Source organism: Catenulispora yoronensis (genome assembly GCF_039531695.1).
Lineage (GTDB): Bacteria > Actinomycetota > Actinomycetes > Streptomycetales > Catenulisporaceae > Catenulispora > Catenulispora yoronensis.
The window spans coordinates 63,891-88,689 of sequence record NZ_BAAAQN010000008.1; the positions used below are offsets into that span (position 1 = coordinate 63,891).

General features: G+C 69.0%; 13 protein-coding genes and 1 pseudogene. 5 read left to right on the top strand and 9 right to left on the bottom strand.

Annotated features, from left to right (window positions below):
- Positions 1-654 precede the first annotated feature (654 nt).
- Positions 655-4,251, top strand: coding sequence for a choice-of-anchor D domain-containing protein (locus tag ABD481_RS09310; protein ID WP_425559129.1), 3,597 nt, complete (start codon positions 655-657; stop codon positions 4,249-4,251).
- 94 nt (positions 4,252-4,345) lie between these two features.
- On the opposite strand, the gene ABD481_RS09315 is transcribed toward ABD481_RS09310, so the two are convergent.
- Positions 4,346-5,836 carry an MFS transporter gene (locus tag ABD481_RS09315; RefSeq protein ID WP_344665157.1) on the bottom strand — a complete coding sequence of 497 codons (1,491 nt, stop codon included), beginning with the start codon at positions 5,834-5,836 and terminating at the stop codon, positions 4,346-4,348.
- 279 nt (positions 5,837-6,115) lie between these two features.
- Here ABD481_RS09315 and ABD481_RS09320 point away from each other — a divergent pair, with 279 nt between their 5' ends.
- Positions 6,116-7,615, top strand: coding sequence for an MFS transporter (locus tag ABD481_RS09320; protein ID WP_344665158.1), 1,500 nt, complete (start codon positions 6,116-6,118; stop codon positions 7,613-7,615).
- 125 nt (positions 7,616-7,740) lie between these two features.
- Here ABD481_RS09320 and ileS read toward each other — a convergent pair whose 3' ends face one another.
- The 3 genes from ileS to ABD481_RS09335 form a co-directional block, all read right to left on the bottom strand.
- The gene (gene ileS / locus ABD481_RS09325; RefSeq protein ID WP_344665159.1) at positions 7,741-11,103 is read right to left on the bottom strand and encodes an isoleucine--tRNA ligase; all 3,363 of its coding nucleotides are present in this window, start codon (positions 11,101-11,103) and stop codon (positions 7,741-7,743) included.
- Positions 11,104-11,412: 309 nt separating this feature from the next.
- Positions 11,413-12,465 (bottom strand): LysR family transcriptional regulator, encoded by a 1,053-nt coding sequence (locus tag ABD481_RS09330; protein WP_344665160.1) that lies wholly within the window; start codon positions 12,463-12,465, stop codon positions 11,413-11,415.
- 277 nt (positions 12,466-12,742) lie between these two features.
- A complete protein-coding gene (locus tag ABD481_RS09335; protein WP_344665161.1) occupies positions 12,743-14,206 on the bottom strand; it encodes an MFS transporter in 1,464 nt (487 codons plus the stop codon).
- A gap of 93 nt (positions 14,207-14,299) precedes the next feature.
- Here ABD481_RS09335 and ABD481_RS09340 point away from each other — a divergent pair, with 93 nt between their 5' ends.
- Complete coding sequence (locus ABD481_RS09340) at positions 14,300-15,013, top strand: TetR/AcrR family transcriptional regulator (RefSeq protein WP_425559130.1); 714 nt, start codon at positions 14,300-14,302, stop codon at positions 15,011-15,013.
- A 25-nt stretch (positions 15,014-15,038) separates the two neighbouring features.
- On the opposite strand, the gene ABD481_RS09345 is transcribed toward ABD481_RS09340, so the two are convergent.
- The gene (locus ABD481_RS09345) at positions 15,039-15,707 is read right to left on the bottom strand and encodes a response regulator (protein ID WP_344665162.1); all 669 of its coding nucleotides are present in this window, start codon (positions 15,705-15,707) and stop codon (positions 15,039-15,041) included.
- Positions 15,704-16,804: a sensor histidine kinase gene (locus ABD481_RS09350; protein WP_344665163.1), complete on the bottom strand. Its 1,101-nt coding sequence runs from the start codon at positions 16,802-16,804 to the stop codon at positions 15,704-15,706. The genes ABD481_RS09345 and ABD481_RS09350 overlap by 4 nt, the downstream gene beginning before the upstream one ends.
- A gap of 145 nt (positions 16,805-16,949) precedes the next feature.
- Between ABD481_RS09350 and ABD481_RS09355 the strand changes: the two genes are divergently transcribed.
- Both ABD481_RS09355 and ABD481_RS09360 read left to right on the top strand, forming a co-directional pair.
- Positions 16,950-18,194 (top strand): serine hydrolase domain-containing protein, encoded by a 1,245-nt coding sequence (locus ABD481_RS09355; protein WP_344665164.1) that lies wholly within the window; start codon positions 16,950-16,952, stop codon positions 18,192-18,194.
- Between the two features lie 61 nt (positions 18,195-18,255).
- Positions 18,256-18,411: pseudogene (locus ABD481_RS09360) on the top strand (IS30 family transposase); the annotation flags it as partial.
- 281 nt (positions 18,412-18,692) lie between these two features.
- Here the strand turns inward: ABD481_RS09360 and ABD481_RS09365 are convergent.
- The 3 genes from ABD481_RS09365 to ABD481_RS09375 form a co-directional block, all read right to left on the bottom strand.
- Positions 18,693-19,148 carry a hypothetical protein gene (locus tag ABD481_RS09365; protein ID WP_344665165.1) on the bottom strand — a complete coding sequence of 152 codons (456 nt, stop codon included), beginning with the start codon at positions 19,146-19,148 and terminating at the stop codon, positions 18,693-18,695.
- Between the two features lie 71 nt (positions 19,149-19,219).
- A complete protein-coding gene (locus tag ABD481_RS09370) occupies positions 19,220-23,065 on the bottom strand; it encodes a golvesin C-terminal-like domain-containing protein (protein WP_344665166.1) in 3,846 nt (1,281 codons plus the stop codon).
- A gap of 718 nt (positions 23,066-23,783) precedes the next feature.
- Complete coding sequence (locus tag ABD481_RS09375; protein WP_344665167.1) at positions 23,784-24,716, bottom strand: hypothetical protein; 933 nt, start codon at positions 24,714-24,716, stop codon at positions 23,784-23,786.
- Positions 24,717-24,799 lie beyond the last annotated feature (83 nt).

Consider the following 24,799-nt stretch of genomic DNA (forward strand, 5'->3'; position numbering starts at 1 on the left):
TGAGCCTACGGGGTCCGTAGGGCAACAGACATCTGACAGAGCGCCACAGAAAGTGCATCCATGACGCGGATCTTGGGCGCCCGGCCGGCCGTGGGTACTCCGGCAGCGGACGTCGTTCAAGTGGCCCGAACCTGAGCTCGGCCGTGAGCACGACGGTGACAGGATCCGAGGTTGCTCCAGCGAGCTCAGAAGGCCTGCCGGGCGCCGGGGCGTGGCAGGTCAGTACCGTTCCGTGCCGCCGGTTCGGCCACGCACCGGCACGACGTGATCACCGCCCCGCGCCATCGATCCGTCCTGTGTCGCAAAGTTTTGCAATCCGGTCGCAAAATTACGCGACTAAGTCGGGGTATTGCGTTCGGGTGTCGTACACGTTACGTTCCCCTCAGCGCGCACGTCTCCACCCGCAAAACAGCCCGGCCACCGCCAGATCACCCGCCCGCCGACTGATCGATCGGCGCGACGGAGGGCGGCGGCCGGCGCCGCTGAAGTGCCGGCTCCACTCCGCGAACTCGGGGGTTCGCGAGGTGCCTCCCATGCCCGTACCTTCCGGGCCGCCGTGCTCCACCGCCACGGAGCACGGCGGCCCTGGCACGGGTGCCACGACGGCTTTGTGCGGTCGAGTCCCCCTCGGCCCCCAACGAGAGCGAGCAGTGAATGCTTCGTCCCACCCCGGCATCACGAACTGCACCAAGCACAACGTCAAGACGGCGAGGGCGCTTCAGCGCCGCGGCCGTCAGCTTCACTCTGGCCGCCACCGGCGCGCTCGTCGCGGTGTCCGCGGGCACCGCGTCCGCGGCCGCGTCCGGCGGCGTCGGCGCGACCCTTCCCTACGTCGAGGTCCAGGCCGAGAACTCGGCGACCAACGGCACCGTCATCGGCCCGAGCTCCGACTACGGCACGCTCGCCGACGAGGCCTCCTACCGCAAGGCCGTCACGCTCGGCGGCAGCGGGAAGTACGTCGAGTTCACGACCCCGGTCGCGACGAACTCGATCGACTTCCGCTACAGCATCCCGGACACCGGCGGCGGCTCGGTCTACACCGCCCCGCTGTCGTTCTACATCGGCGGCACCAAGCAGGCCGACTTCACGCTGACGAACGCCTACAGCTGGTACTACAGCTCGTATCCGTTCTCCAACCAGCCCGGCAGCAACCCGCACCACTTCTACGACGAGGTGCACCGCCTGCTCCCGACCACCTACCCGGCGGGCACCACCTTCCGCCTCCAGGTCGACGCGGGCGACAACGCGGCGTCCTACACGATCGACTTCGCGGACTTCGAGAACGTCGCGGGCGCGATCGCCCAGCCGTCCGGGTCGGTCTCGGTCACCAGCAAGGGCGCCGACCCCACCGGCGCGGCCGACTCGACCGCGGCGTTCAACGCCGCCATCACCGCCGCCGGCGCCGGCGGCACCGTCTACATCCCCGAGGGCACCTTCAAGATCCCGGGCCACCTGATCCTGAACAACGTCACGATCAAGGGCGCGGGCATGTGGCGCTCGACCGTGGTCGGCGCGGCTCCCGGGTTCTACGGCAACTACGCGCCGAACGGCAGCAGCAACGTGCACCTCGCCGACTTCGGCATCTTCGGCGACGTCCAGCAGCGCGACGACAGCGCCCAGGTCAACGGCATCGGCGGCGCGCTGAGCAACTCCACCGTCGACCGGGTCTGGATCGAGCACGAGAAGGTCGGGGCCTGGATGGACGGGCCCTTCGACAACCTGGTCTTCACCGGCATGCGGATCCGGAACACCACCGCCGACGGGATCAACTTCCACGACGGCATCACCAACTCCAAGGTGACGAACAGCGACATCCGCAACACCGGCGACGACGGCCTGGCCACCTGGGCCGAGCAGAACGCCGACGCGAACGACTCCTTCGACCACAACACCGTGCAGTACCCGATCCTGGCCAACGGCATCGCGATCTACGGCGGACACGACAACTTCGTGACCGACAACCGGGTGATCGACGCCGGCCTGACCCAGGGCGGCGGCATCCACGTGGCGCAGCGCTTCGCCTCCACCACGCTGGGCCGCACCGACGTGCTGCGCAACACCCTGATCCGGGACGGCAGCCTCGACCCGAACTGGCAGTTCGGCGTCGGCGCGCTGTGGTTCGACGCCCGGGACGGCACCATGACCGGCCTGACCAACGTCGACAACATCCTGATCCAGCAGAGCCCGTACGAGGCGATCCAGTTCGTCTCCGGCTCGAACATCAGCAACGTCAAGATCAACAACGCCACGATCCAGAACACCGGCACCTTCGTGGTGCAGGAGCAGGTCGGCGGCGCGGCCACCATCACCAACAGCACCGCGACCGGCACCCAGGCCCCCGGGGCGATCTACAGCTGCGGCGTCGGCTTCACGCTGACCGACGGCGGCGGCAACTCCGGGATCTTCGGCGGCACCAACCAGTGCCAGATGTTCCCGCCGACCTTCCCGCCCTACCTGCCGGACAACGGCTCGAACCTGTCGATCAGCCCGAGCGCCCTGGGCTTCGGCTCGGTCGTGACCGGCTCGTCCAGCGCCGCGCAGGCCGTCACCATCACCAACACCGGCACCGCCTCGGCCCCGGTCTCCTCGATCGCCGCCTCCGGCGACTTCGGCCAGACCAACAACTGCGGCAGCAGCCTGGCCGCGGGCGCCAACTGCACGATCTCGGTGACGTTCACGCCGTCGGCCGCGGGCAACCGCAGCGGCAACCTGACGGTCACCGCCTCCGGCATCACCAGCACCGTCCCGCTGTCCGGCACCGGCGTGGCGCCGGGGCCGATCCTGGCCGCGAACCCGTCGAGCCTGACGTTCCCGACCACCCTGTCCGGCTCCTCGTCGGCCACCCAGACCGCGACCGTCACCAACACCGGCACCACGGCCGCGACCGTGTCCTCGGTCGCCGCCACCGGTGACTTCAGCCAGACCAACAACTGCGCGACGCTGGCCGTCGGCGCTTCCTGCACCGTCACCGTGAAGTTCACGCCGACGGCCTCCGGGACGCGCAGCGGCGCGGTCACGATCACCAGCAACGCCAACAACAACCCGGTGTCGATCGCCCTGACCGGCTCCGGCGTGGACAGCTCCACCAACATCGCGCTGCACCAGCCGGCCACGGCGAGCAGCCAGGTCAACGGCACCCAGGCCGCCACCACGGCGACCGACGGCGACCCGAACACCTACTGGGAGAGCGCCAACGGCGCGTTCCCGCAGTGGCTCCAGGTCGACCTCGGCGCCGCGGCCGGCATCGGCAAGGTGACGCTGCTGCTGCCGCCGTCCAGCGCCTGGGCCACCCGGACCCAGACCCTGTCCGTGCAGACCAGCACCGACGGGACCAACTTCAGCACCATCGTCGGCTCGGCGACCTACACCTTCACCTCCCCGGCGAACACGGTGTCGATCAACCTGCCGACGACCTCCGCCCGCTACGTCCGCGTCAACATCACGGCCAACAGCGGCTGGAGCGCCGGGCAGATCTCGGAGTTCCAGGTCTACCCCAGCGGCGGCCCGGTCACCCCGCCGCCGACCTCGCCGGTGCTGAACGCCAACCCGGGCTCGCTCACCTTCGCGAGCCAGGCGCTCAACACCACCAGCGCGTCCCAGGCGGTCACTGTGACCAACGCGGGCACCGCCGCCGGCACCGTCTCCGGGGTCTCCGTCACCGGTGACTTCAGCCAGACGAACAACTGCTCCTCGGTCGCGGTCGGGGCCTCGTGCACCGTGAACGTCTCGTTCAAGCCGACCGCGTCGGGCACCCGCACCGGCACGCTCACCGTCACCAGCAACGCGACCAACAGCCCGGCCACGGTCGCGCTGTCCGGGACCGGCGCCGGCACGGTGGCGACCGACCTCGCGGCCGGCAAGGCCACGAGCGAGTCCAGCCACACCGACGTCTACGGCTCCGGGAACGTGACGGACGGGAACCAGGCCACTTACTGGGAGAGCGCGAACAACGCCTTCCCGCAGTGGGTGCAGGTCGACCTCGGCGCGTCGCAGAGCGCGAGCCGGGTGGTCCTGCAGCTGCCGGCCGGCTGGGGTCAGCGCAACCAGACCCTGTCGCTGCTCGGGAGCACCGACGGTTCGACCTTCTCGACGCTGAAAGCCTCCGCGACCTACAGCTTCGACCCGAACAGCGGCAACACGGTCACCATCACCTTCCCCGCGACGAGTGCCCGGTACTTCCGGGTGAGCATCACGGCGAACACCGGATGGCCGGCCGGCCAGATCTCGAGCTTCCAGGTCTGGAACAGCTGATCGCTGAGAGGGGCCGCTAGAAACCCTTAGCGGCTAAGGGAAAGCGAAGGCCCCCGGGGCGACCCGGGGGCCTTCGCTTTGCCGTTGTCAGTGTTCACTGAGCCGGTTCGGGTTCGGGTACGGGTACGGCTCCGGTCTCGGGTCCGGCCTCGGGTTCAGCTTCAGGCCCGGCCGGCTTCCGGGACGGCATCAGCGCGACGATCGGGACGCTGAGCGCGGTGACCACCAGCACCACGATCAGACTGACCTTCATCGCGTGGCCCAGTCCGGGATGCGCCGCCTGGAAGAAGATCGACGTGATCCCGGCCGAGCCGATCGCCGACGACAGCTGCTGGATCGAGCCGATCGAGCCGCTGGCGCTGCCGGCCTCCTCGGGGTCGGTGTCGCCGAGTGCGACGTCGAAGATCGTGCTGAAGCAGAGGCCCATCCCGACGCCGGTGACGAACAGCGCCGGGGCCAGGGCCCACAGGCCGACGCCCGTCCCGGAGCGGTCGACGAGGGCCAGGATCCAGCCGCAGCCCGCCAGGACGACGGCCAGCCCGACGAAGACCAGGGTGCGGCCGAGCTTGGCGACCAGGCCGCCCATCGCGGCGAACGCGGCGATGATGATGCCCGCCGTCAGCGGCACCAGGGCGACCGAGGCCTGCTGCGCGCTGGCGTGCAGCCCCTCCTGGAGGAACAGCGACAGCACATAGAGCAGTCCGGCCATGGCGGCGAAGGCGACCAGACCCACGATCAGCCCGGACGTGAAGCCCCGGTTCCGCAGCAGCGACGGCTTGATGAGCGGATGCGTCGCGGTGCGCTGCCGGTAGGCGAAGGCGGCGAAGAACAGGACGCCCGCGGCGATCGAGACGACCGGCACGGCGCTCCAGCCGTTGGTCGAGCCGTCGATCAGACCGTAGAGCAGCCCGACCATGGTCGCGGCCAACAGCCCCGAGCCCCAGCCGTCGACGACGGTGGACCGCTCGCCGCCGTCCCGCGGCAGGATCCTGACGGCGACGACCAGCCCGACGCCGCCGAGGACGACGTTGATCAGGAAGATCGGGCGCCACGACAGGCCGAACAGGTCCGCGCTGATGAGGAACCCGGCCAGCACCGGGCCGGCGACCGACGCGAGCCCCAGCACCGGGCCGAACAGCCCGAACGCCTTGCTGAGCATGTCTCGGCTGAACGACTTGACCATGATCGCCATACCCTGCGGGGTGAGCAGCGCCCCGAACGCCCCCTGCGCGACCCGGGCCGCGATGAGCAGTCCCGCGTCGGGCGAGACCCCGGCGACCAGCGAGGCCGCCGCGAAGCCGCCGATGCCGATCAGGAACAGCCGGCGCTGGCCGTACTTGTCCCCGAGCCGCCCGCCGACCACGAGCAGGACGCCCATGGCGAGCATGTAGGCCGTCCCCAGCCACTTGATCAGCCCCTCGCCCCCGTGCAGATCGCCGGCGATGGTGGGGGCGGCGATGTTGGTGACCGTCGCGTCGATCACGTCCACCGCGTCGGCCAGCAGCACCAGCCCCAGAATCGCCCACATCAGGCGCCCGGAGCGGGCTGCGCCGACGGTATCCGGCTCCGCCGAGGTCGTCGTCATGACGGTCCTTCCTTCCAGGCCTGGACGCCCCACGCGGGCGGCCGCTCACCCTCTCCACGAACACGGCCGCCGCGATCGGACACGCTGTTTGGAAATCCCGCTTGGAAACCCCGCTTGGAAACCAACTCGGACACCGACTCGGACACCCCGGCCGCACTACATGTCTGGTTGCTCCGTTCCTCGCAATCTCAGCGAAGCCCGCGCCGCCGCCCGACCCAATGATGAACCTGCGCCCCTCGACACCGGGGTGAACGGGGTCGATGCGAAGGAGACCGCACCGTGAACGTCGATCTGACCGCAGGCGGGTCCCGGGGTGGGACGCGTCTGGATCCCCGCGCCTGGACGGCGCTCATTCTGTTGTGCGCCGCCAACTTCATGGTGATCCTCGACTCCCAGGCGGTCATTCTCGCCGCCCCGACGATCGCCAAGTCGCTCAAGATGACCCCCAGCGCGGCCCAGTGGGTGATCAGCGCCAACCTGATCACCTTCGGCGGCCTGCTGCTGCTCGGCGGCCGGGCCGCGGACCTGCTCGGCCGGCGGCGGCTGTTCCTGATCGGGACGGCGCTGTTCCTCGTCGTGTCGCTGGTGTCCGGGCTCGCCTCGAACGGGGAGGTGCTGATCACCGCGCGGGCGCTGCACGGGGTGGCCACGGCGATGATGGCGCCGACCGCGCTGTCGATCCTGACCACGACCTTCCCCGAGGGGCGGGGCCGGAACAAGGCGCTCGCCGCGTGGCAGGGCATCGCCGGGCTCGGCGCGACGGCCGCGCTGATCATCGGCGGCGAGCTCGTCGACCACTTCGGGTGGCGGTGGATCTTCCTGATGAACGTGCCGGTCGCGGTCGCGATGCTGCTGGCCGGGCCGGTGCTGCTGACCGAGAGCCGGGACCTGTCGGTCGGCCGGAAGTACGACGTGGCCGGCGCTCTGACCAGCACCGCCGCACTGCTGCTGATCGTCTACGCGGTCACCAAGGCGCCGGACAACGGCTGGACCGGCTCCAAGACGCTGGGCATGTTCGGCGGGGCCGCCGCGCTGTTCGTGCTGTTCGCGATCATCGAGAGCCGCATGGAGAGTCCGCTGGTGCCGATGCGCATCCTGCGCTCCGGCGCTCTCGTCGGCGGCAACCTGGCCACGGTCGCCATCGGCATGGCCGTGTTCGGCCTGTCCCTGTGCGCCGCGGAGTACGCGCAGGGCGGCCTGAGCTACACCACCCTCCAGTACGGGGTGAAGGGCTCGCCGCTCCCGGCCATGGCGCTGATCAGCGCGTTCGCCGGCCAGCGGCTGATCGGCAGGTTCGGCTCCCGCCGGGTGGTCGCGGTCTGCGCGCTGCTCCTCATCGGCGGCAGCCTCCTGCTGGTCCAGGCGGTCGAGAACGGCGGCTCCTACGGCAGCATCTTCGCCGGGCTCGCCGTGTTCGGCACCGGTCTCGGCCTCGGCACGACCGCCTGCTCCGCCGCGGCCCTGTCGGGCATCGCCCGCCGCGACGCCGGCCTGGCCTCGGGCTTCAACGCCGCCGCGTTCCAGATCGGCGGCAGCTTCGGTATCGCCGCCGTCACGACCGTGATCGTGTCGCACTCGGTGGGCGCGTCGCAGCAGGCTGCCATGACCGCGGGCTTCAAGGCCGGGTTCGTGGCCACCGCCTACTTCGGGGCCGCCGCGCTCCTCCTGGCGCTGATCGTGATCCCGGGGCTGCGGCGCAGCCGGGAGGCGGAGCGGGCCGCCCTGGCCGCGCAGGCGGATCAGGAGGTGCGGGACGCCGGGTCGGTGTCAGTGAACTGAGCCGGACGGACGGTGTGCGGACGGGACCCTCGGCGGCGAGTCCGCCGGGGGTCCTTCGGCTGCCTTCGCGTTCCGCCGTGGCCGACGCATCCACCCACCCGATGCGTCGGCCACGCCGGCCATCATCAGGCTGTGATGCGGACCCGGATCGTCTCGTCGTCCCCGACCACACTGGGCTCGCCGGCCTGCGGATCGTCGTCGAGCGCGTTCGCCTCGGTCAGGTTCACCGAATCGGCGAGCGTCTCGGTGGCGATGAGCTCCTGGTGCGTCTCGATCGCGGCGCGTGCGGCGGGGGTGCCGGCGATTGTCAGAGTAATGCGATCCGAAACGCCGAGGCCCGCGGTGCGCCGGGCCTGCTGCACGACGCGGATCACGTCGCGGGCCAGGCCCTCGGCGGCGAGCGCGGGTGTCACGGTCGTGTTCAGCACGACGAAGCCGCCGCCGGGCAGCATCGCGGTGGTGGCGTCGGCGCCCTCGGCGACCACCGTCTCCAAGGTGAACTCGCCGGGGTGCAGTTCGACGCCGCCGCAGACGACCGAACCGGAGGTCTGTACCGACCAGTCGCCGCTCTTGCTCGCCTTGATGACGTTCTGGACCTCCTTGCCGAGGCGGGGGCCGACGGCGCGGGGGTTGATGGTGAGGCGCTGGGAGACCGGGACGTCCTTCGCCGCCGCGTCCGCGACATCGAGCAGCGTCACCGTGCGGACGTTCACCTCGTCGGCGATCAGTGCCGCGAAGTCGGCCAAGGATTCGGCGTCGGCGGCGACCACGGTCAGCTCGGGCAGCGGAAGACGCACGCGGAGCGCGTTGGCCTTGCGCAGCGCCGCGGCCGCCGAGCACACGTCGCGGGTCCGGTCCATGGCGGCGACCAGCGCCGGGTCGGACGGCAGCGCGGCGACGTCGGGCCAGTCGGTGAGGTGGACCGAGCGCTTGCCGGTCAGTCCGCGCCAGATCTCCTCGGTGACCAGGGGCAGCAGCGGCGCCATCACCCGGCACGCCGTCTCCAGCACCGTGAACAGGGTGTCGAAGGCCTCCTGCGCGACCGACGGGTCCGCGCCCGAGGTGCCCCAGAAGCGCTCCCGCGAGCGCCGGATGTACCAGTTGGTCAGCACATCGAGGAAGCTCCGCGCGCCGTCGCAGGCGTTCGCGACCTCGTAGCGGTCGAGCTGCCACTGCGTCGTCTCCACGAACTGGCGCAGCTTTGCCAGCAGGTAGCGGTCGAGCACATTCGTCGAGTCGGTGCGGGCCGACGCCTCGTAGCCGGCGGCGTTGGCGTAGAGCTGGAAGAAGTACCAGCTGTTCCACAGCGGGATGATGACCTGGCGCACGCCGTCGCGGATGCCCGCCTCGGTGACGATCAGGTTGCCGCCGCGCAGGATCGAGGACGACATCAGGAACCAGCGCATCGCGTCGGCGCCGTCGCGGTCGAAGACCTCGCGCACATCGGGGTAGTTGCGCAGCGACTTGGACATCTTCTGGCCGTCCGAGCCGAGCACGATGCCGTGGCTCAGGCAGGTGTCGAAGGCCGGCCGGTCGAACAGACCCGAGGCCATGACGTGCATGGTGTAGAACCAGCCGCGCGTCTGCCCGATGTACTCGACGATGAAGTCGCCGGGGAAGTGGTCCTGGAACCACTCGGCGTTCTCGAACGGGTAGTGGACCTGCGAGAACGACATCGATCCGGACTCGAACCAGCAGTCGAGCACGTCGGTCACCCGGCGCATGGTCGACCGGCCCGAGGGGTCGTCGGGGTTGGGCCGGGTGAGCTCGTCGATGGCCGGCCGGTGCAGGTCGGTCACCGCGGCGCCGAAGTCGGCTTCGAGCTCTGCCAGCGAGCCGTAGACGTCGACGCGCGGGAACTCCGGGTCGTCGGACTTCCACACCGGGATCGGGCTGCCCCAGTAGCGGTTGCGGCTGATCGACCAGTCCCGGGTGTTCTCCAGCCACTTGCCGAACTGGCCGTGCTTGACGTGCTCGGGCACCCAGGTGATCTGCTCGTTCAGCTCCAGCATCCGGTCCCGGATCGCGGTGGTCGCCACGAACCACGAGGACACGGCCATGTAGATCAACGGGTTCCGGCAGCGCCAGCAGTGCGGGTAGGAGTGCTCGTAGGTCTCACGGCGCAGTAGCACCGTGCCTTCGGTCGTGGCGCCGGCCGCGGCGCGCGTGGCTTCGGCGGCGTCCGAGGCTCCGACCGACGACGCTCCGGCGTCGTGCTCGGTGCGGGCCTTGAGATGCTTGATGATCGCGGCGTTGGCGTCGAAGACGTGGGTGCCGGCGTACTCCTGCACGGGGAAGACGAACTTGCCGTCCTGGCCGACCGGGATCACCGGGACGATGCCGTGCTGATCGGCGACCACCTTGTCCTCCTCGCCGAACGCGGGCGCGAGGTGGACGATGCCGGTGCCGTCGGAGGTCGTCACGTAGTCGGCGTGCAGCACGACGTGCGAGGCCGGGTGGCCGAGGAAGTAGTCGAAGGGCGGGGTGTAGCGAAGGCCCACCAGCTCGGCGCCCTTCAGGCGGCGCACGATCCGGGGCTCGCCCTTCTCGCCCTTCTCACCGTCCCCGCCGTCCGTGCCCAGCTCCCGGGCATAGGCGGCGAGCCGCGCCTCGGCCAGCACGTAGCGCTCGGGCCGGCCGGTGCGATCGGACTCGACCACGACGTAGTCGACGTCGTTGTGGACCGCCATGGCCAGGTTGGACGGCAGCGTCCACGGAGTCGTGGTCCAGATCAGCGCCAGCTCGCCGGTCTCCAGCCGATAGCCGACGGTCACGGCGGGGTCCTTGCGCTGCTGGTAGACGTCCTCGTCCATGCGCAGCTCGTGGGCCGACAGCGGGGTCTCGTCGTTCCAGCAGTACGGCAGGCAGCGGAAGCCCTCGTACACCAGGCCCTTGGTGTGCAGCTGCTTGAAGGCCCACATGACGCTTTCCATGTAGGGCAGGTCCAGCGTCTTGTAGTCGTTGTCGAAATCGACCCAGCGAGCCTGGCGCGTCACGTACTCGCGCCAGTCCTGGGTATAGCGCAGGACGGATTCGCGGCACGCCTCGTTGAACTTCGCGATGCCGGCCTGTTCGATCTCTTCCTTGGTCTTGATGCCGAGCTGCCGCATCGCCTCCAGTTCGGCGGGCAGGCCGTGCGTGTCCCAGCCGAATCGGCGTTCGACCCGCTTGCCGCGCATCGTCTGGTACCGAGGGATGAGGTCCTTGACGTAGCCGGTCAGCAGGTGGCCGTAGTGCGGCAGGCCGTTCGCGAACGGGGGGCCGTCGTAGAACACGAACTCGTTCGCGCCGTTGTCCCCGGCCGGGCGGTTCTCCACCGAGGCGCGGAAGGTGCCGTCGGCCTCCCAGTAGTCGAGCACGCGCTCCTCGATCGCGGGGAAGCGGGGGCTGGCGGGTACCGCCTCGTCGGCGGCGCCTGCTCCAGCGGCCGCGCCTGCGCCTGGACCCGCGTTCGCGCTCGCGCTCGCGGAAGCCTTGGGGTAGCTCATGTCGTCGATGGCCCTTCGCGTTCGGTCGTCTTCACCTAAACGCGAGGACGACGCCGCCGACGCCGAAATCCGCGCCGAACGACTCCGCGGTACCACCTCGCTTGCCGTGACCGCACCCGGAGATGCCGTCACGACCACCTCGTCATGGACTGTGACGGGTCCACCCGTCCGGTTCTACTGGGGCGGAACGCCTGTTCTTCCGGAGGCTCACCGGTGATAGCCGGATCAACGCCATAGTGCGGAACAGCGTACCGTCATCCGCTCCGCGTCGCGGCGGCGAGTCCGGTGAGGACGGCGATGCGCAGCTATTCAGCGGCGCTCTTTCGCCGGCGTCGCCGACTGTGTCGTGTCGCCTGAAGGCTGGCTCCCGGTGGGCCTGGTGGGCCTGGTGAGCCCCGCCAGCCCGGCGAGGTCGATCTCCGGGAGCCAGTGGAGCCGGGGATCGAAGTCCAGCCACTTCTCCCTGCGGGCGATTCCGTTCAGGATTCCGAGGAATTGGGCGAGCATCGGATTGGCGTCGTCGCGGCGCCAGGCGACCGACCAGGCCCAGCACGGTGACGGGTCGACGATCGGGATCGCGCGCAGGGGACCGCCGCCTCGCGCCATCTGGCTGGGCAGGAGCAGCGTCTTGGCCGGGTCGGCGGCGAGTTCGGCCGCCGCGTGGTCCATCCCGAGGTTGACTCCGGAAACGGTGATGCCGACCCCCGACCACGCACTGAAATCCCTGGCCCAGGTGCCCAGTTCCGGGGACGACAGGGTTTGCGGGAACCAGATGCCCTCGGGCCGCAGATCCGCCGGGGTGACGGTGACGGCGTCCGCCAGCCGGTGTCGGGCGCTGACGACGATCGACGTCGTCTCCAGCCGGATCGGACGATGGCGCAGTCCGGGGTCCGGCGGCCCCTCAAGGCCCGGCACCCGGCCGAACGCGGCATCGAGTCCGCCGTCGGCGAGGGCTTGGAGGGCCGCGGGCAGGTTGCGCCGCATGCTCACGGCGATCGGCAGGTCCGGACGGCTGATGGCCAGATCGCTGATCATCGACGCCCACACCTGGTGGTGGCCCCAGATGTCGATGGACAGAGAACCTGTCCCGGTCGCGCGCCCGATCGACGTCACGCCTGCCTGGATCCGCTCCCAGGCCGCAATCAGCTCCGGCGCCGTGCGCAGGAGTTCGGCGCCCGCGGGGGTCAGGACCACCCGTCGGCGGTCCCGGTCGAACAGTCTGGTTCTCAGCTGCGCTTCGAGCTTGGTGATCTGCTTGGTCAGCGTGGGCTGGGAGATGTGAAGGATCTCCGCGGATCGCGTGAAGTTGAGTTCCACCGCGAGCACTGCGAAATACCGGAGCTCACGGATGTGGACGTCCATAGCCAACAGCTATCAGATCCCTCATTGGACGTCCATCCTGTGCGGCTCCCACGATGAGACGGACAGAGGATCCCCTTCAGGAGGCGCCCGTGTTCTTCGCTCACGGCATGGCCGGGGTGGCGATCTGTTTCGCGACCGTCAGCCACCTCATCGACGGGGTTCTCGACCAGCTCGACCAACTCGGCCCAGTCGGCCCAGTCGGCGCGGATCATTCCGCCTCCGGGCTCATGGCCGTGAAGGCCGAGGGCGCGTACACCGCGCCCCGGCACAACCCGGTTCAGGCCGGCTCCTCGGTCTCGTGCGAGTCGGTGAGCGTGAGCGCCCCGCCCGCCGCGATCAGGCCGACGAGGACCGCCAGCACGCCGTAGGCGATCCGCTCGCCGTGGAAGAACGACGAGACCAGGTCGCTGCTCCAGACGCCGGCCGGCAGGGTGGCCGTGACGAGGGCCGCGATCAGCGTCCCGATCACGGCGGTGCCGATGCTGCTGCCGACTTCCTGCGCCGTGTCGTTCAGCGCCGTGCCGATCGAGGTGCGGTTCTCCGGCATGGCGCTGACCAGGGCGATCGCGCAGATGGTCATGACCGTGCGCAGGCCGATGGTCATCACCACCATGCAGACGGCGATGGCGGCGTACCCGTGGGAGACGCCCCAGGCCAGGCCGGCCAGTGAGCCGGCCAGGCAGGCCGCGCCGATCAGGCAGGCGACGCGGTGGCCGAAGCGCTTGGCCAGCCACTCCGACAGCGGGGTCGCGGCGAGCATCGTCACGATGATCGGGAGGTTGGCCAGGCCGGCCTTCACCGGGCTCCAGCCGTAGGCGTACTGGAAGTGGAGGATCAGTCCGAACATCACACCCGCCATCGCGATCGACGTGCCGACCTGGGCGATGGCCGCGCCGCGGACGGTGCCGCCGGAGAACAGCTTCAGGTCGAGCATGGGGGCGCTGCTGCGGCGCTCGTGCCGGACGAACGCGACGCCCGCGGCCAGGGCGCCCAGGACCGAGGCCAGCGTCGGGGCCGAGAGCCAGCCGTGGTCGACGCCGCTGGTCAGCGAGTAGCAGGCGAGGCCGATGGTGGCGACGGACAGGAGCGCGCCGCCCAGGTCGAGCCGGTCGTGGGTCAGGTCCTCGGGCCGGTCGGGGGCGACGCCGAGCCGGACGCCGATGGCCGCGATCAGCGCGATCGGGGCGTTGACCACCAGCAGCCACTCCCAGCGAACGTGGGCCAGGGCGGTGCCGCCGAGCAGCGGGCCCAGGACGAAGCCGGACATGCCGACGACGATCATGACGGTCATCGCGCGCATGCGCAGCGTCTGGTCGTCGAACAGCCGGAAGACCAGGGAGTTGGTGATCGGGGCCATCGCCGCGGCGGCGATGCCGAGCCCGGCGCGCAGCGCGATGAGCTCCCCGGCTGTCGAGACGGCGACCACGCACAGGCTGAGCAGGCCGAACACGGCCAGGCCGACCAGCAGGACGCGGCGCCGCCCGAGGCGGTCGGCCATCGAGCCGGCGGTCAGCAGCAGGCCGCCGAAGGTCAGCGAGTAGGCCCCGGTGACCCACTGCAGCGCGGTGGTGCCGCTGCCCAGGTCGCGGCCGATGGTGGGCAGCGCGATCGAGAGCAGCGTGTTGTCGACCATCTCCACGAAGAAGGCCAGACAGAGCGCGGCCAGGGGGATCCAGGCGGCGCGCAGGGACGGGTAGGTGCGGGTGGTGGCGGTCGCGGTGGGGCTGGCAGTGGCAGTCATGGTCGGACCTCCTTCCGGTCGCCATCGAGTATGGAACGTTGTTCTATCATAGAACATCGTTCGATAATCGGCGAACTGTGGTTGGATGAGGACATGACAGGCCCGCGACCGCACCCCCCCGCGCGCCCTCCCCGAGGACGTCAACGCGCCTCCCACTCGCTGGACGCGGTCCTGGCCGGAGCGGTGGCGCTGCTCGACGAGGCCGGTGTGTCCGCGCTCACCCTGCGCGCCCTCGCGGCCCGCCTCGGCACCGGCGTCGGCAGCATCTACTGGTACGTCTCCAGCAAGGACGAACTGCTCGACCGCGCGATCGACCACGTCCTGGGCTCCGCCCTGACCGAGATCGAGGCCCAGCCCGCCACCGCCGACCCGATCGACGACCTGCGCACGATGGCGGTGACGCTGTTCGACGCGATCGTCGACCGGCCGTGGCTCGGCGGGTACTTCATGCGCAACACCGACGTGAAGGGCAACTCCCTGCGGCTCTACGAGAAGCTGGGCCAGCAGACCCTCCGCCTGGGCCTCACGCCCCGCCAGCGGTTCCACGCCGTGTCGGCGGTCGTCGGCGTCGTCGTCGGCAACGCCGTCGACATGGGCCAGGAGCCGCCGCCGGAAGTGCTCGACGGCATCGTGGACCGCGAGGAGTTCCTCGGCCGCTACGCCGACACCTGGCGCGCGCTGGACGCGCGGGAGTTCCCGTTCGTCAGCGAGATCGTCGACGAGTTCGCCGGACACGACGACAAGGAGCAGTTCCTCGCCGCGCTGGAGCTGACCTTGGCGGGACTGCGGCTTCAGGCCGGGGCCTGAGACCCGCTGTCCCCGGACCACGAGGTCAGCCTCCGACGCGGACCAGGCCGGACTCGTAGGCGCGGACGACCGCCTGGACCCGGTCGCGCAGACCGAGCTTCGCCAGAACCCGGCTGACGTGCGTCTTGACCGTTCCGTCGGTCAGGTACAGCCGTTCGGCGATCTCGGCGATCTCGGCGTTCGACAGGCCGCGGGCGATGAGCACGAGCACCTCGCGCTCCCGCTCGGTCAGCCGGCTCAGGCCGTCGTCGGCGGGCGGTGCCGTGGCGGTCTGGACGTGGCGCTCCAGCAGGCGGCGGGTGACGCTGGGCGCTGTCACCGCGTCGCCCCGCGCCACGGTGCGGACCGCGCTGAGCAGGTCCGGGGCCAGGGTGTCCTTGAGCAGGAAGCCGCTGGCGCCGGCCTGGATCGCGGCGTAGACGTACTCGTCCAGGTCGAACGTGGTCAGGATCAGCACCCGGGTCCGGGCGGTCAGGGGATCGGCGCAGATGCGCCGGGTCGCCTCGACCCCGTCGGTGCCGGGCATGCGGATGTCCATCAGGGCGACGTCCGGGCGGAGCTCGGCGGTCAGCGCGACCGCCTCGGCGCCATCGCCCGCCTCGCCCACGACCCGCAGATCCGGGGACTTCTCCAGGAGGACGCGGAAGCCCGCACGCACCAGTGACTGGTCGTCGGCGATGAGGATCCGGATCATGCGATTCGCCCTGGGCGGGACGCGAGCGTCCGGGGCTCGCGGTCGGGCTGACGCAGCGGAAGAGTCGCGCGAACCCCGAATCCGCCCTCTGACCCGGGGCCCGCCGAGAAGCGGCCGCCGAGCAGCCTCACCCGCTCGCGCATGCCGGGCAGGCCCAGTCCGCGAGCGCGGCTGTCGGGGACGGTGGCGGCGGAACCGCGTCCGTCGTCGCGGATCTCGACGCTGATCTCCGAAGCGCCGTAGTCGAGGACTATCTCAGCCCTCGCCCCGGCCCCGGCGTGTTTGACGGTGTTCGTCAGCGCTTCCTGGACGATCCGGAACACGGACCGGTCCACGGAGGTCGGAAGCCGGACGGGATCGCCCTCGACGCTCAGGCGCACCGCCGTGCCCGCCTGGTTCATCCGGTCCAGCAGCGCGGGGAGCCGCGCCAGGCCGGGCTGCGGCTGCCATACCTGGTCCGCCCCGCCGTCGGCGTCGTCCGCCTCGCCGACCGCGGCCAGGACCCTCCGCAGGTCGGCGAGGGAATCGCGGCCGATCGCGACGATGGCGTCCAGGGCGGCCCGCGCGGGCTCGGGCGGATCGTCCAGCGACGCCCCGGCGACCTGCGCCTGGATCACGATGACGGCCAGGCCGTGCGCGACCACGTCGTGCACCTCGCGGCTGATCCGGGCCCGTTCGGTCGCGGCGGCCAAGGCCGCCTGCCGGTCGCGGTCCCGCTCCAGGTCCTCGGCGCGCGCCCGGAGCTGGCGGATCCGGGCCCGTCGGCTGCGGACCGCGAACCCGGCCGACCAGGCGCCGAACAGCGCCAGCTCGACCGCCGGCACCGCGGTCCAGGAATTGGACACCGTCTCCTGCCGGAAGGCGGCCGCCCCGCCGGGGCCTGCCGGTCCGGGCCGGTCGTCGATGCGGACGACGGCGCTCGGGAAGCCCGGCACCGGTTTTCCAGCCATCGCGTAGTACCCGCTCCATGCGCCCGCCACCAGCAGCGTCGCGCCCAGAGCCGGGAGCGAGAAGGCCGGACGCCGTCGGACGGCGAACGCGTAGATCACAGCGAGTACGCACACGCCGACGGTCGCCACCGCTATCGAACGCCCCATGATCACTGGAGTCTAGGGTCGGACGTGTCCGCGACGCGTCTGTCTCAGGACAGATATTTCAGGGCCGGGGTATGCCCTGCGACGGAGTACTTGATGCGGCTTCCGGCAGACGTGCGAGCCCGGCCCGTTCCACCAGTCTGGCGGCATGACCGATCACGAATCCCCGGTGCACCGGACCATGTCCCGCCGCACCGCGCTCAGCCTGTTCGGCGTCGTTCCCGTCGCCGCCGCGGGGGTGTGGGCCGCCTCCGGCGCGACCCGGGCCGCCGTCGCCGACCCCGTGCCGACCGACTCGCCCGGGCCCCCGGACGTCCACGTCGGCGATGTGCAGAAGGCCATGGACGTGCTGGCCCGGGCCGACGGCGTGGTCGGCGCGCTCGGCGAGGTGTACGTCGACGGCCGGCGCGTCGGACACAGCGCGTCGGGCTCCCGCCTGCTGCGCGGCGAGGGCGGGACGCCCAGCTCCGACGCCCGCTTCCGCCTCGGCTCGCAGACGAAGGCGATGGTGGCCACGACGGTGCTGAAGCTGGTCGCGGAGGGCCGGCTCGGCGTCTCCGACAAACTCGCCACCCTCCTGCCCGAGGTGGCCCGGCAGGACATGGTGGAACACGCCGACGAGATAACCGTGCGCAACCTGATCCGGCACACCTCCGGCATCCCCGACTTCATCCCCAGCGGCTGGTTCGACCCGTTCGACTTCCACACCTACCACCCGCCGCTCGACCTGATCCGGGCGTCCCGGACACAGCCCAGGGACGGGAACGTCGGCGGCTTCTTCTACAGCACCACCAACTACATTCTCCTCGGCCTGATCGCCGAACGGGTCACCCGCCGACCGCTGCCCGAAATCCTCGCCGAGAAGCTGTTCACCCCGCTCGGCATGACCCGCACCTACCTGCCCACCCGCCCGCCCCAGGGCATTTCGGGCGTCCACGCGCACGGCTACTTCCCCGACGCGACCGGCCGCCTCCACGACATGGACCGGATCAACGCCAGCACCTGGGCAGTCCAGAGCGCGGTCTCGACCTGCCACGATGTCAGCGCCTTCCAACGCGCCTTCGACCTGGGCACCCTGCTCCCGGCCGACCTGCAGGAGATCCTCCTGCACCTGGGGAGACCGGACGACGCGCCCGGGGCTCCTTCCGGGCCGCCGCCCGCCCAAGGCGGTCAGCTACCGCCTGCCCAAGGCGGCCAACTCCCGCCCGCCCTGTGCGGAAACGGCCCCGCGCTGCGCCCCGCCGCAGGAAGCATCCCGGGCCTCAACGCCGTGACCTACTCATCGCCGGACGGCCGCATCCAGTTCGCCGTCTCGGTCACGCTCGACGTCGACAACATGGCGTTCCACGGGGAGCCCGTCGACCAGGCCGCTCAGGCCGTGCTGTGCGCCTGAGCTGGGAATCTGTGGAGAAACATGTCGGGCGAAAGCGCAAAACCCTGGTCGCAGTCGGTGGGGACTGCCGCGCCAACACCTTCCCAAGGACACTGATCTGTCGGTCCACAGCGCAGATGGCCTGGCCGCGGTCGCCGCCGAATACAACGGCCGCCCATACAAGACGCTCGACTGGGAAACCCCGGCTGAGCGACTGACTGCACTGCTCCCGGCCTAGCCACGCGGTCTGAAGAAAATCCGCACATTGACCCTGACAGGCCCCCTACTTCGAGGGGAGGGGTCAGGTAGTACTTGCGGCGGTCATGACTGACGACGAGGACCCCGCCGTGACATACTCGTCTTGCTCCTTTTGCGGTACTACCGATGGGTCGTTGCCGTGCGGTGGTGCGAATGGGGTTTCGCCGGTGGTCTCGCTTGCCAGAGCGGGGCCACCGGTAACGTAAGCCTTGCATCCTCAGAGCCGGCTCTGCGAAGTGCTCAATGTCGCAGAGCTTCACTTCAAGGGGCAGAGATGACCTGGCCCGGTGTGATCAAGGGTGCCATCTGTAGGCAGGAGATCTCGGTCAGGGCCGCAGGGCCTCCTGGCTCATTGGCGACGAGCACCTCTTTATAACAGTGTCCTGTGTTTCCAAGGCCGAGCGGCGGCGAGACATACGCCTTCGTGACCTCAATCGTCAGGGTGAGGCTGCCGGGGGCGGACTGTGCGCCGATAGTCACGTTGACGCCCTGGGGCGCTATTGCGGCCATGTCGGCCAGGTCTTGCGGAGAACTGCGGAGCGCCGCGCTGAGCTGGTTGGCAACGGTGTGGGCGGCGGCGTCGACTTCGGCCTCTGCTGCCGACTTGTTCTTGGCGCTGGTGTTGCTCCAGTGGTGGAGAGCCGAAACAAAAATCACGAAGTAGACTACGACTGCGGCCGCGGCGACGCTGCCCACTACGATCAGGGTTTTCCTCATCACTTCCTCTCGCGGCCGGTGTGGCGCCGCGGGAACGCGGCGCCACACACGAGTTCAAGCTACTTCTGGGGCTATGGCAATGCCGACGCCAGAGCCTTCTGAAAGGCGAGGGCGTAGCGCTTGGTGCCGGTGTTGTTCGCGTGGAAGCTCTCCATGCTGGGGCAAGGTAGAGCGCTGTCGGGGCAGGAGAAGTCGCCGGGGCCGGTGGGAGCGGCGACCAGGTCGTTGATTCCCTGAGGGTCGCCATCACAGATACGGTACTGGTAGAACTCGTCGTTGCCCCAGTAGAAGGTGACGGGAACGCCCGTGGCTTTCGCGGCGTTTACCGCCTTGAGCTGGTTTTGCTCAAGATAGTCCGCCCAGCTGTTCAATTGCGGGCCGATGCCGCCGAACACGCTGCAGGATATGTCCATGTTGGCCCCGGCCAGCTCAGGGTAGCCCATCAATATGATCTTGGCGTTGGGTGCGGCGCCATGGATGGCCTGCAACGTGTCCCGCAGCGGGTTGACCACGCGATCGATTCCGGCCTTCACGTCGGCATCGGAAGGGCAAGTCTGGTGACCGCACGCAGTCAGGACGTCGGCGAAACCGGCGTCGTTGCCGCTCACCGTCAACGCGACCACGGTCGTGTTGGTGTCCAGGAAACCCGAATCGATTTGGCGGACCTCGTGATACTGGCCGATCGTGCCGAACGGCACCCGCGTGGACTGCTCACTGCCGATGTTATAGGTGAAGGCTCCGGAGCAGGCGACGGTGTGATAGTCAAGGCTGTTGTCGAAGCTGTCAGCGAGCGTCCCCAGCGGGGTGCCGACAGAACCGTCGGGTTTCGGTAGGCCGGCGAGTCGGATCCAGGAATTCTGGCTGCGTCGGCAGGCGTTCCAATTGGCGCCAGGCGATGTGGAGGTGTCGATGCTGGCATATGGGCCGACGTCGGTTCCCGGGAGATAAGGCTCAGCGCCTTCCCCGGAGGAGTAGGAGTCGCCCATTTGCACGACGAAGTCCTTCGGTTTCGCCGCCAGAGGCTGGAATCCCACCGCATCCCAAGCGATGTCGGCGCTGCCCGTGCCGTCGCCGGGCAAGGTGCTGTTGCTCAGCGAGACGGCCGGGGTGTAGGCCCCGGAGACGAAGTTGAACACACCCAAGCTCACCCAGGTGTCCTTCGACAAATGGGTGTCGATATAGCGGTCCTTGGAATTGCCATCGCCGAGGGAGATCACGTAGTGGGCTTGCTGCGTGGTCGCGCCGGCCGCCGGGACGTGCACCAGGACCCGGGTCCAGCCGTTGGGCCGCTTGGTAGGCATCCACACACCGGTGATCGTCAATTTCCCGCCTGCGTCGTGGTCCGAGTCCCGAGTGTGCGCGAACCACGTGTGTCCGCCGAATCCGACCGAGAGTTGATGCAGATCCTCCTTCGCCTCGTATTCGCCGTTCGCGTCCGAGCTGAACTGGAACTTGAACGTTCCGGCGCTGGTGAACTGCGAACCGACCGGACAGGACAGCCACAGGAAGGTCGGCTGGTTGCTGACGATCTGCGTACCTGCCGGCGCCTTGCTCGGATCGCAGTCCCCGGTCGTGGGGTATTTGGTGGTGTTGGCGTCACCTGGCTCCGAGCGCAGCGTCTTGTACGTCATGGTCTCGCTGCCGCAGTCCGAATTGCAGGTCTTCCAAGCGACTGGCTTCTTGAACCACGCGGCCTCGAAACACGCGTGATCTGTGCACTGCGGCGGGTTGGCGGGGTCGCAGCCGTTGGTGGCGTCGCAGAAGGTGTTCAGCGGTGGTTTGACGCTCGTGCGGTAGTCGGTCTGGTTCCACCACGCGGCCTGGTAGCCGTGGGTGTTGCCGCCGTTCTGCTTCCCGGTGTCGTCGAACGACAGGCCGGTGTCGATCGGCCACGCCGCCCAGCCCAGGACTTTCTCCTCGTAGGGCCAGTCTTGTGGGTGGCCGGCGTCGGAGTAGGAGTTGTTGTCCAGGAAGGCGTGCCGATTCGGCGGGAAGTTGGGGTTCGCCGGGTTGTTGCCCCATCCCAGCCCCCAGTCGCTGGGGCTGGTGGTGCCAGAGCCGGGCGGGTTGAAGCCCAAGTTGTAGTCCCACAGGGCCGCGAACCAGTTCTCGAGCTTACTAGGATCGTCATTGTTGATGGTCAGCGGTTGCGGAGCCCTCTGCAACTCGTTCCACTTGCTTTCCAGGATCTGCAGGCTCGCCGCGATGTTTGTCGCGTAGTCCACGGCGATCGCGCGCTGTTTGTCCGCGGGCAGTGCTGTCTCGCCAGGCTTCTCGTGCCCCGGGCGCCGCATGCCATCGGTTACCTGGCCGATTCCGTACCCGCAGTCGGCCTTGGCCCAATTGATGACCCACGAGGAGGGGTCGAATCCCGTGCCGGAGGAAACCACGGCGCCATAGAAGTTCGCTATCAGCGGGTTGCCGTATTGGCCCGGAAGCGCGTGCCCGGTGGCCTGCCACAGGTTGGACTCCTGCGCCAGCAGGCCGAGCATCACCTGGGCCGGCACTCGCGCGGTCGCACTGAGCGGAGCTCCGCCCGCACCCACCAGCGGAATCGATGGGAACAGCCCCTGTGGTGTCCAGTCGGCCGGCATCTGAGCATTCTTCCAGTCCTTCGAGCGCGTCACCGTCAGTACTCCGCGGACCGCGTCGTCGACGGCCCACTCAACCTGGTTCGGCGTGGGCTGATAGACCTGTGTGCCGACGTCGTTGCGCTCGATCGAGCACGCCCGGTCTGCGTCTGTCGGGTCGGTTGGCGACGGGGTGTCGTCGTCCGACGGCGTCGCATCAGCGGATGGTCTCCCGGTACCTGGGCTCTTTGCGCCATCCGAGACCTCGGCGTCGCTCTGTGCCTTCGTGCTGCTAGGCCTTGTCCGCAGCAGCGCCGGCGTGGGTGCGGTGCCTGCGCCCGAAGATCCTTGATCCGAGTCGACCAAGAAGTCGACTACGGAGCCCTTGCCGACCACCTCGCCGTGGATCGCGAAGGGGGCCGGAGCCGACGTGTCGGCCGGCACAGCACCGAACTGCGCCATGCGGGTGGCCATGTCGGCCGGCATCGCGGAAGTTACCGCGAGCCGCCCAAGATCGGAGACGGTCGCTCGGACGTCGGTGGGGAGGACACTCACCCCGCTCGGTAGCGTCGCACCAGTCATGACTTGCTTTCCGGTGATGAATACCCGGCCGGACGCGCCTCCGGTCGCGCCGACGGTACCGGCCGGACCAGTGGCCAGCGTTGACATCTTTCCGACAGCCAGGCGCTTTACCCGAGCCGAGACCTTGTCCTGGTCGACGAACACGACTGCGCCAGAGGCATCGGGATGCAGGTCGAAGGTCTGCCCGGCGGTCTTGGCCAACTCCTTTGTCGCCCCGGACCGGTCGATCTGACGCAGTGACGCGCCTTGTGCGGCGACGATCCGATCGCCGATCGGAACCGCGGACGTCAGTTGCCCGGCCACGATGATGGGCTCGCCGATGGTGCCGGCCGCCGCGTCGACGGTGATCAGCCGAGTCTGTGCGGTGCCTGAGTTCTCCTGCGTCAACACCGCGGTCTCCCCGGCTCCGCAGCCCGGGCTGAAGTAGGCGAGAGTCGAGGTGACCGGCAGCTTGGTCACCTTGCCGGTACCGAGGTCAACGATCGCAGTGAAGGCGCCGCGGTCGAACATCGCCTGGTCGCTCGACGCCTGGCGGGGTGCGTAGCTCACGACGAGGCGCGAACCAGAACCTGTCAGACAAGCGTTGCCTATCCACTGGTCCTCAGTCAGGCCCGGCTCCGAAAGCGTCGTCACCTGACGCCACTGGTAAGCGTCCTTGCTGTCCGCCACGAGAACATGCAGGCCGTCGCCGTTCCCGACGACCTGGACTGCACGGTCGCTGGAGCTGCGCCAATCGGGTGGCAGCAGGTGGTCCGGATCGTTCACTCGGTCTGTCCGGCCCCCGGAGGGCTGTACTGGCGGCACGGATGACAACTGTTGGCGCGTCGATGACGCCGTTCCCACCTGCGCCCGGCTCGCAGATGCAACGGATGTCTGGACGGTGCCAATGGCGAACGCCACTGACAGCATTCCCACCGCCCAGCCGTGGCTCAGCCGCCTGGATCTTCCTGTAGAACGCAATTCTCCACCCCTGAACGATATTTCTGCGCAGGGCCGACCGAGGACATGGCGACTCTGCGCGGCGACCCGCCGACCGACTGGCCGGCGGTACGGCGCCCGTTCCCTCAAGGAGTCGCCGCCGGACTCCAAAGGCGTTGCTGGTAGTTGTCTTCACAGTTGACGGCTTTGGCATGCGGACCTGCTTCAACCACGATCCAGCGGGCAGGTCGGCTAGGCGTGTCGATGAATGAACCGGCGCCGATTCTCGTCCAGCGAAAATCAGGCGCCGAATTGCATTGGCAAGGATTCAGCAGTTCGACCGCGATTGGTGAGGCGAGCGTCCGCGGATGGCCCGCCGATATCGGGATGGTTGCGCGTGATTCCGCGCGGTCAGGTCATGAATGCGCAAACTGTCGTGACGCCACGGACTCAGACTACGTATGCGTGCTTAGCGATGCGACTTGGGTATCGCTCGATCAGGGAGAATGAGGATCCGCCGGCTGCCGTAGGCTTCTCCGAGGGCCAGGAGTGAGTACTCCACAGCTCAATTCGCACTGCCAACGATGGCGGCAGCGTTCCTAAGCGCCTCGTTGATGTTGTTCTTGACCTGGGCGAGCTCCGGAGCATGCTGGTCTATCATCTGCTCCTCGTACGCGGATTCCACAGAGAACCAGATACCGACGATATTGGCCTGCTGCTTGCACCTGACGTCGGCTGTGGCCGTCGCAATCTCAGTGGGTGTCGGCGTCGGCGACGCCCCCCATCTCCGGTCGTTGGCGGCGTCGTTCGGTGTCGAGTAGTCGTATCCGTTCGCCTTCATGCATCCCGACCATGCCGCGAACGCGCTCTTGACCCGATCGTCGTTCAGCGAGTGGCTGAAACCATCCGCGTTGATCTGGGCAGCCACGTCGTGCATGCCGAGGTCCTTGCCCGCGATCCCGAGTTTGTTCTCGGCCTCACCGGCGCAGCCGCCCTTGGGGACGGCGATTCCGTTGTAGGTGACCGGGGTTGTGGCCGCTGCCTGCGGTCCACCACCCGAGCCGAGCACGGAGAGCATCGCGTCGCTCATTTTCGGTGTCGACGGCAGGCTGGTGCTCTGTAGCGCGTCGCTTCGGTGGTATCCGTACTGGGCCGCTGCCGCCAGGTCCACCGGGCCGTACCTGCGGCCGTTCCGGTCCGGCCCGTTGGGGCCGGTCGCGGGCGCCGCGTAGGGCCGATAGTCGAAGCCGAACCTCTTCATGCAGGAGACCTGAAGCGTCATGAGCGCTCCGTCAACCTTCTGATATTGGTCGTTGGTCATCTCGTACGCCTCGATGGGCAGCGACTTTCCCGCCGGATTCGTGATTGTCGCGGTCGAGGAGACAGGCGGTGGCACTTTCGGATCGGTTCCCTGGCTGGTGCCGGACGAGCATGCCGTGAGGGTCGCGATCGCGATCGTCGTGCAGATTGTTTTCGCCACGGCGATCTTCGAGGCCATACCAGTGCTCCATGTACGCTTGAGGTGAATGCTCGGGATGACAGGTTGAAGACGCAACGCCCTGACGGCCGCCCCTTCGCGGG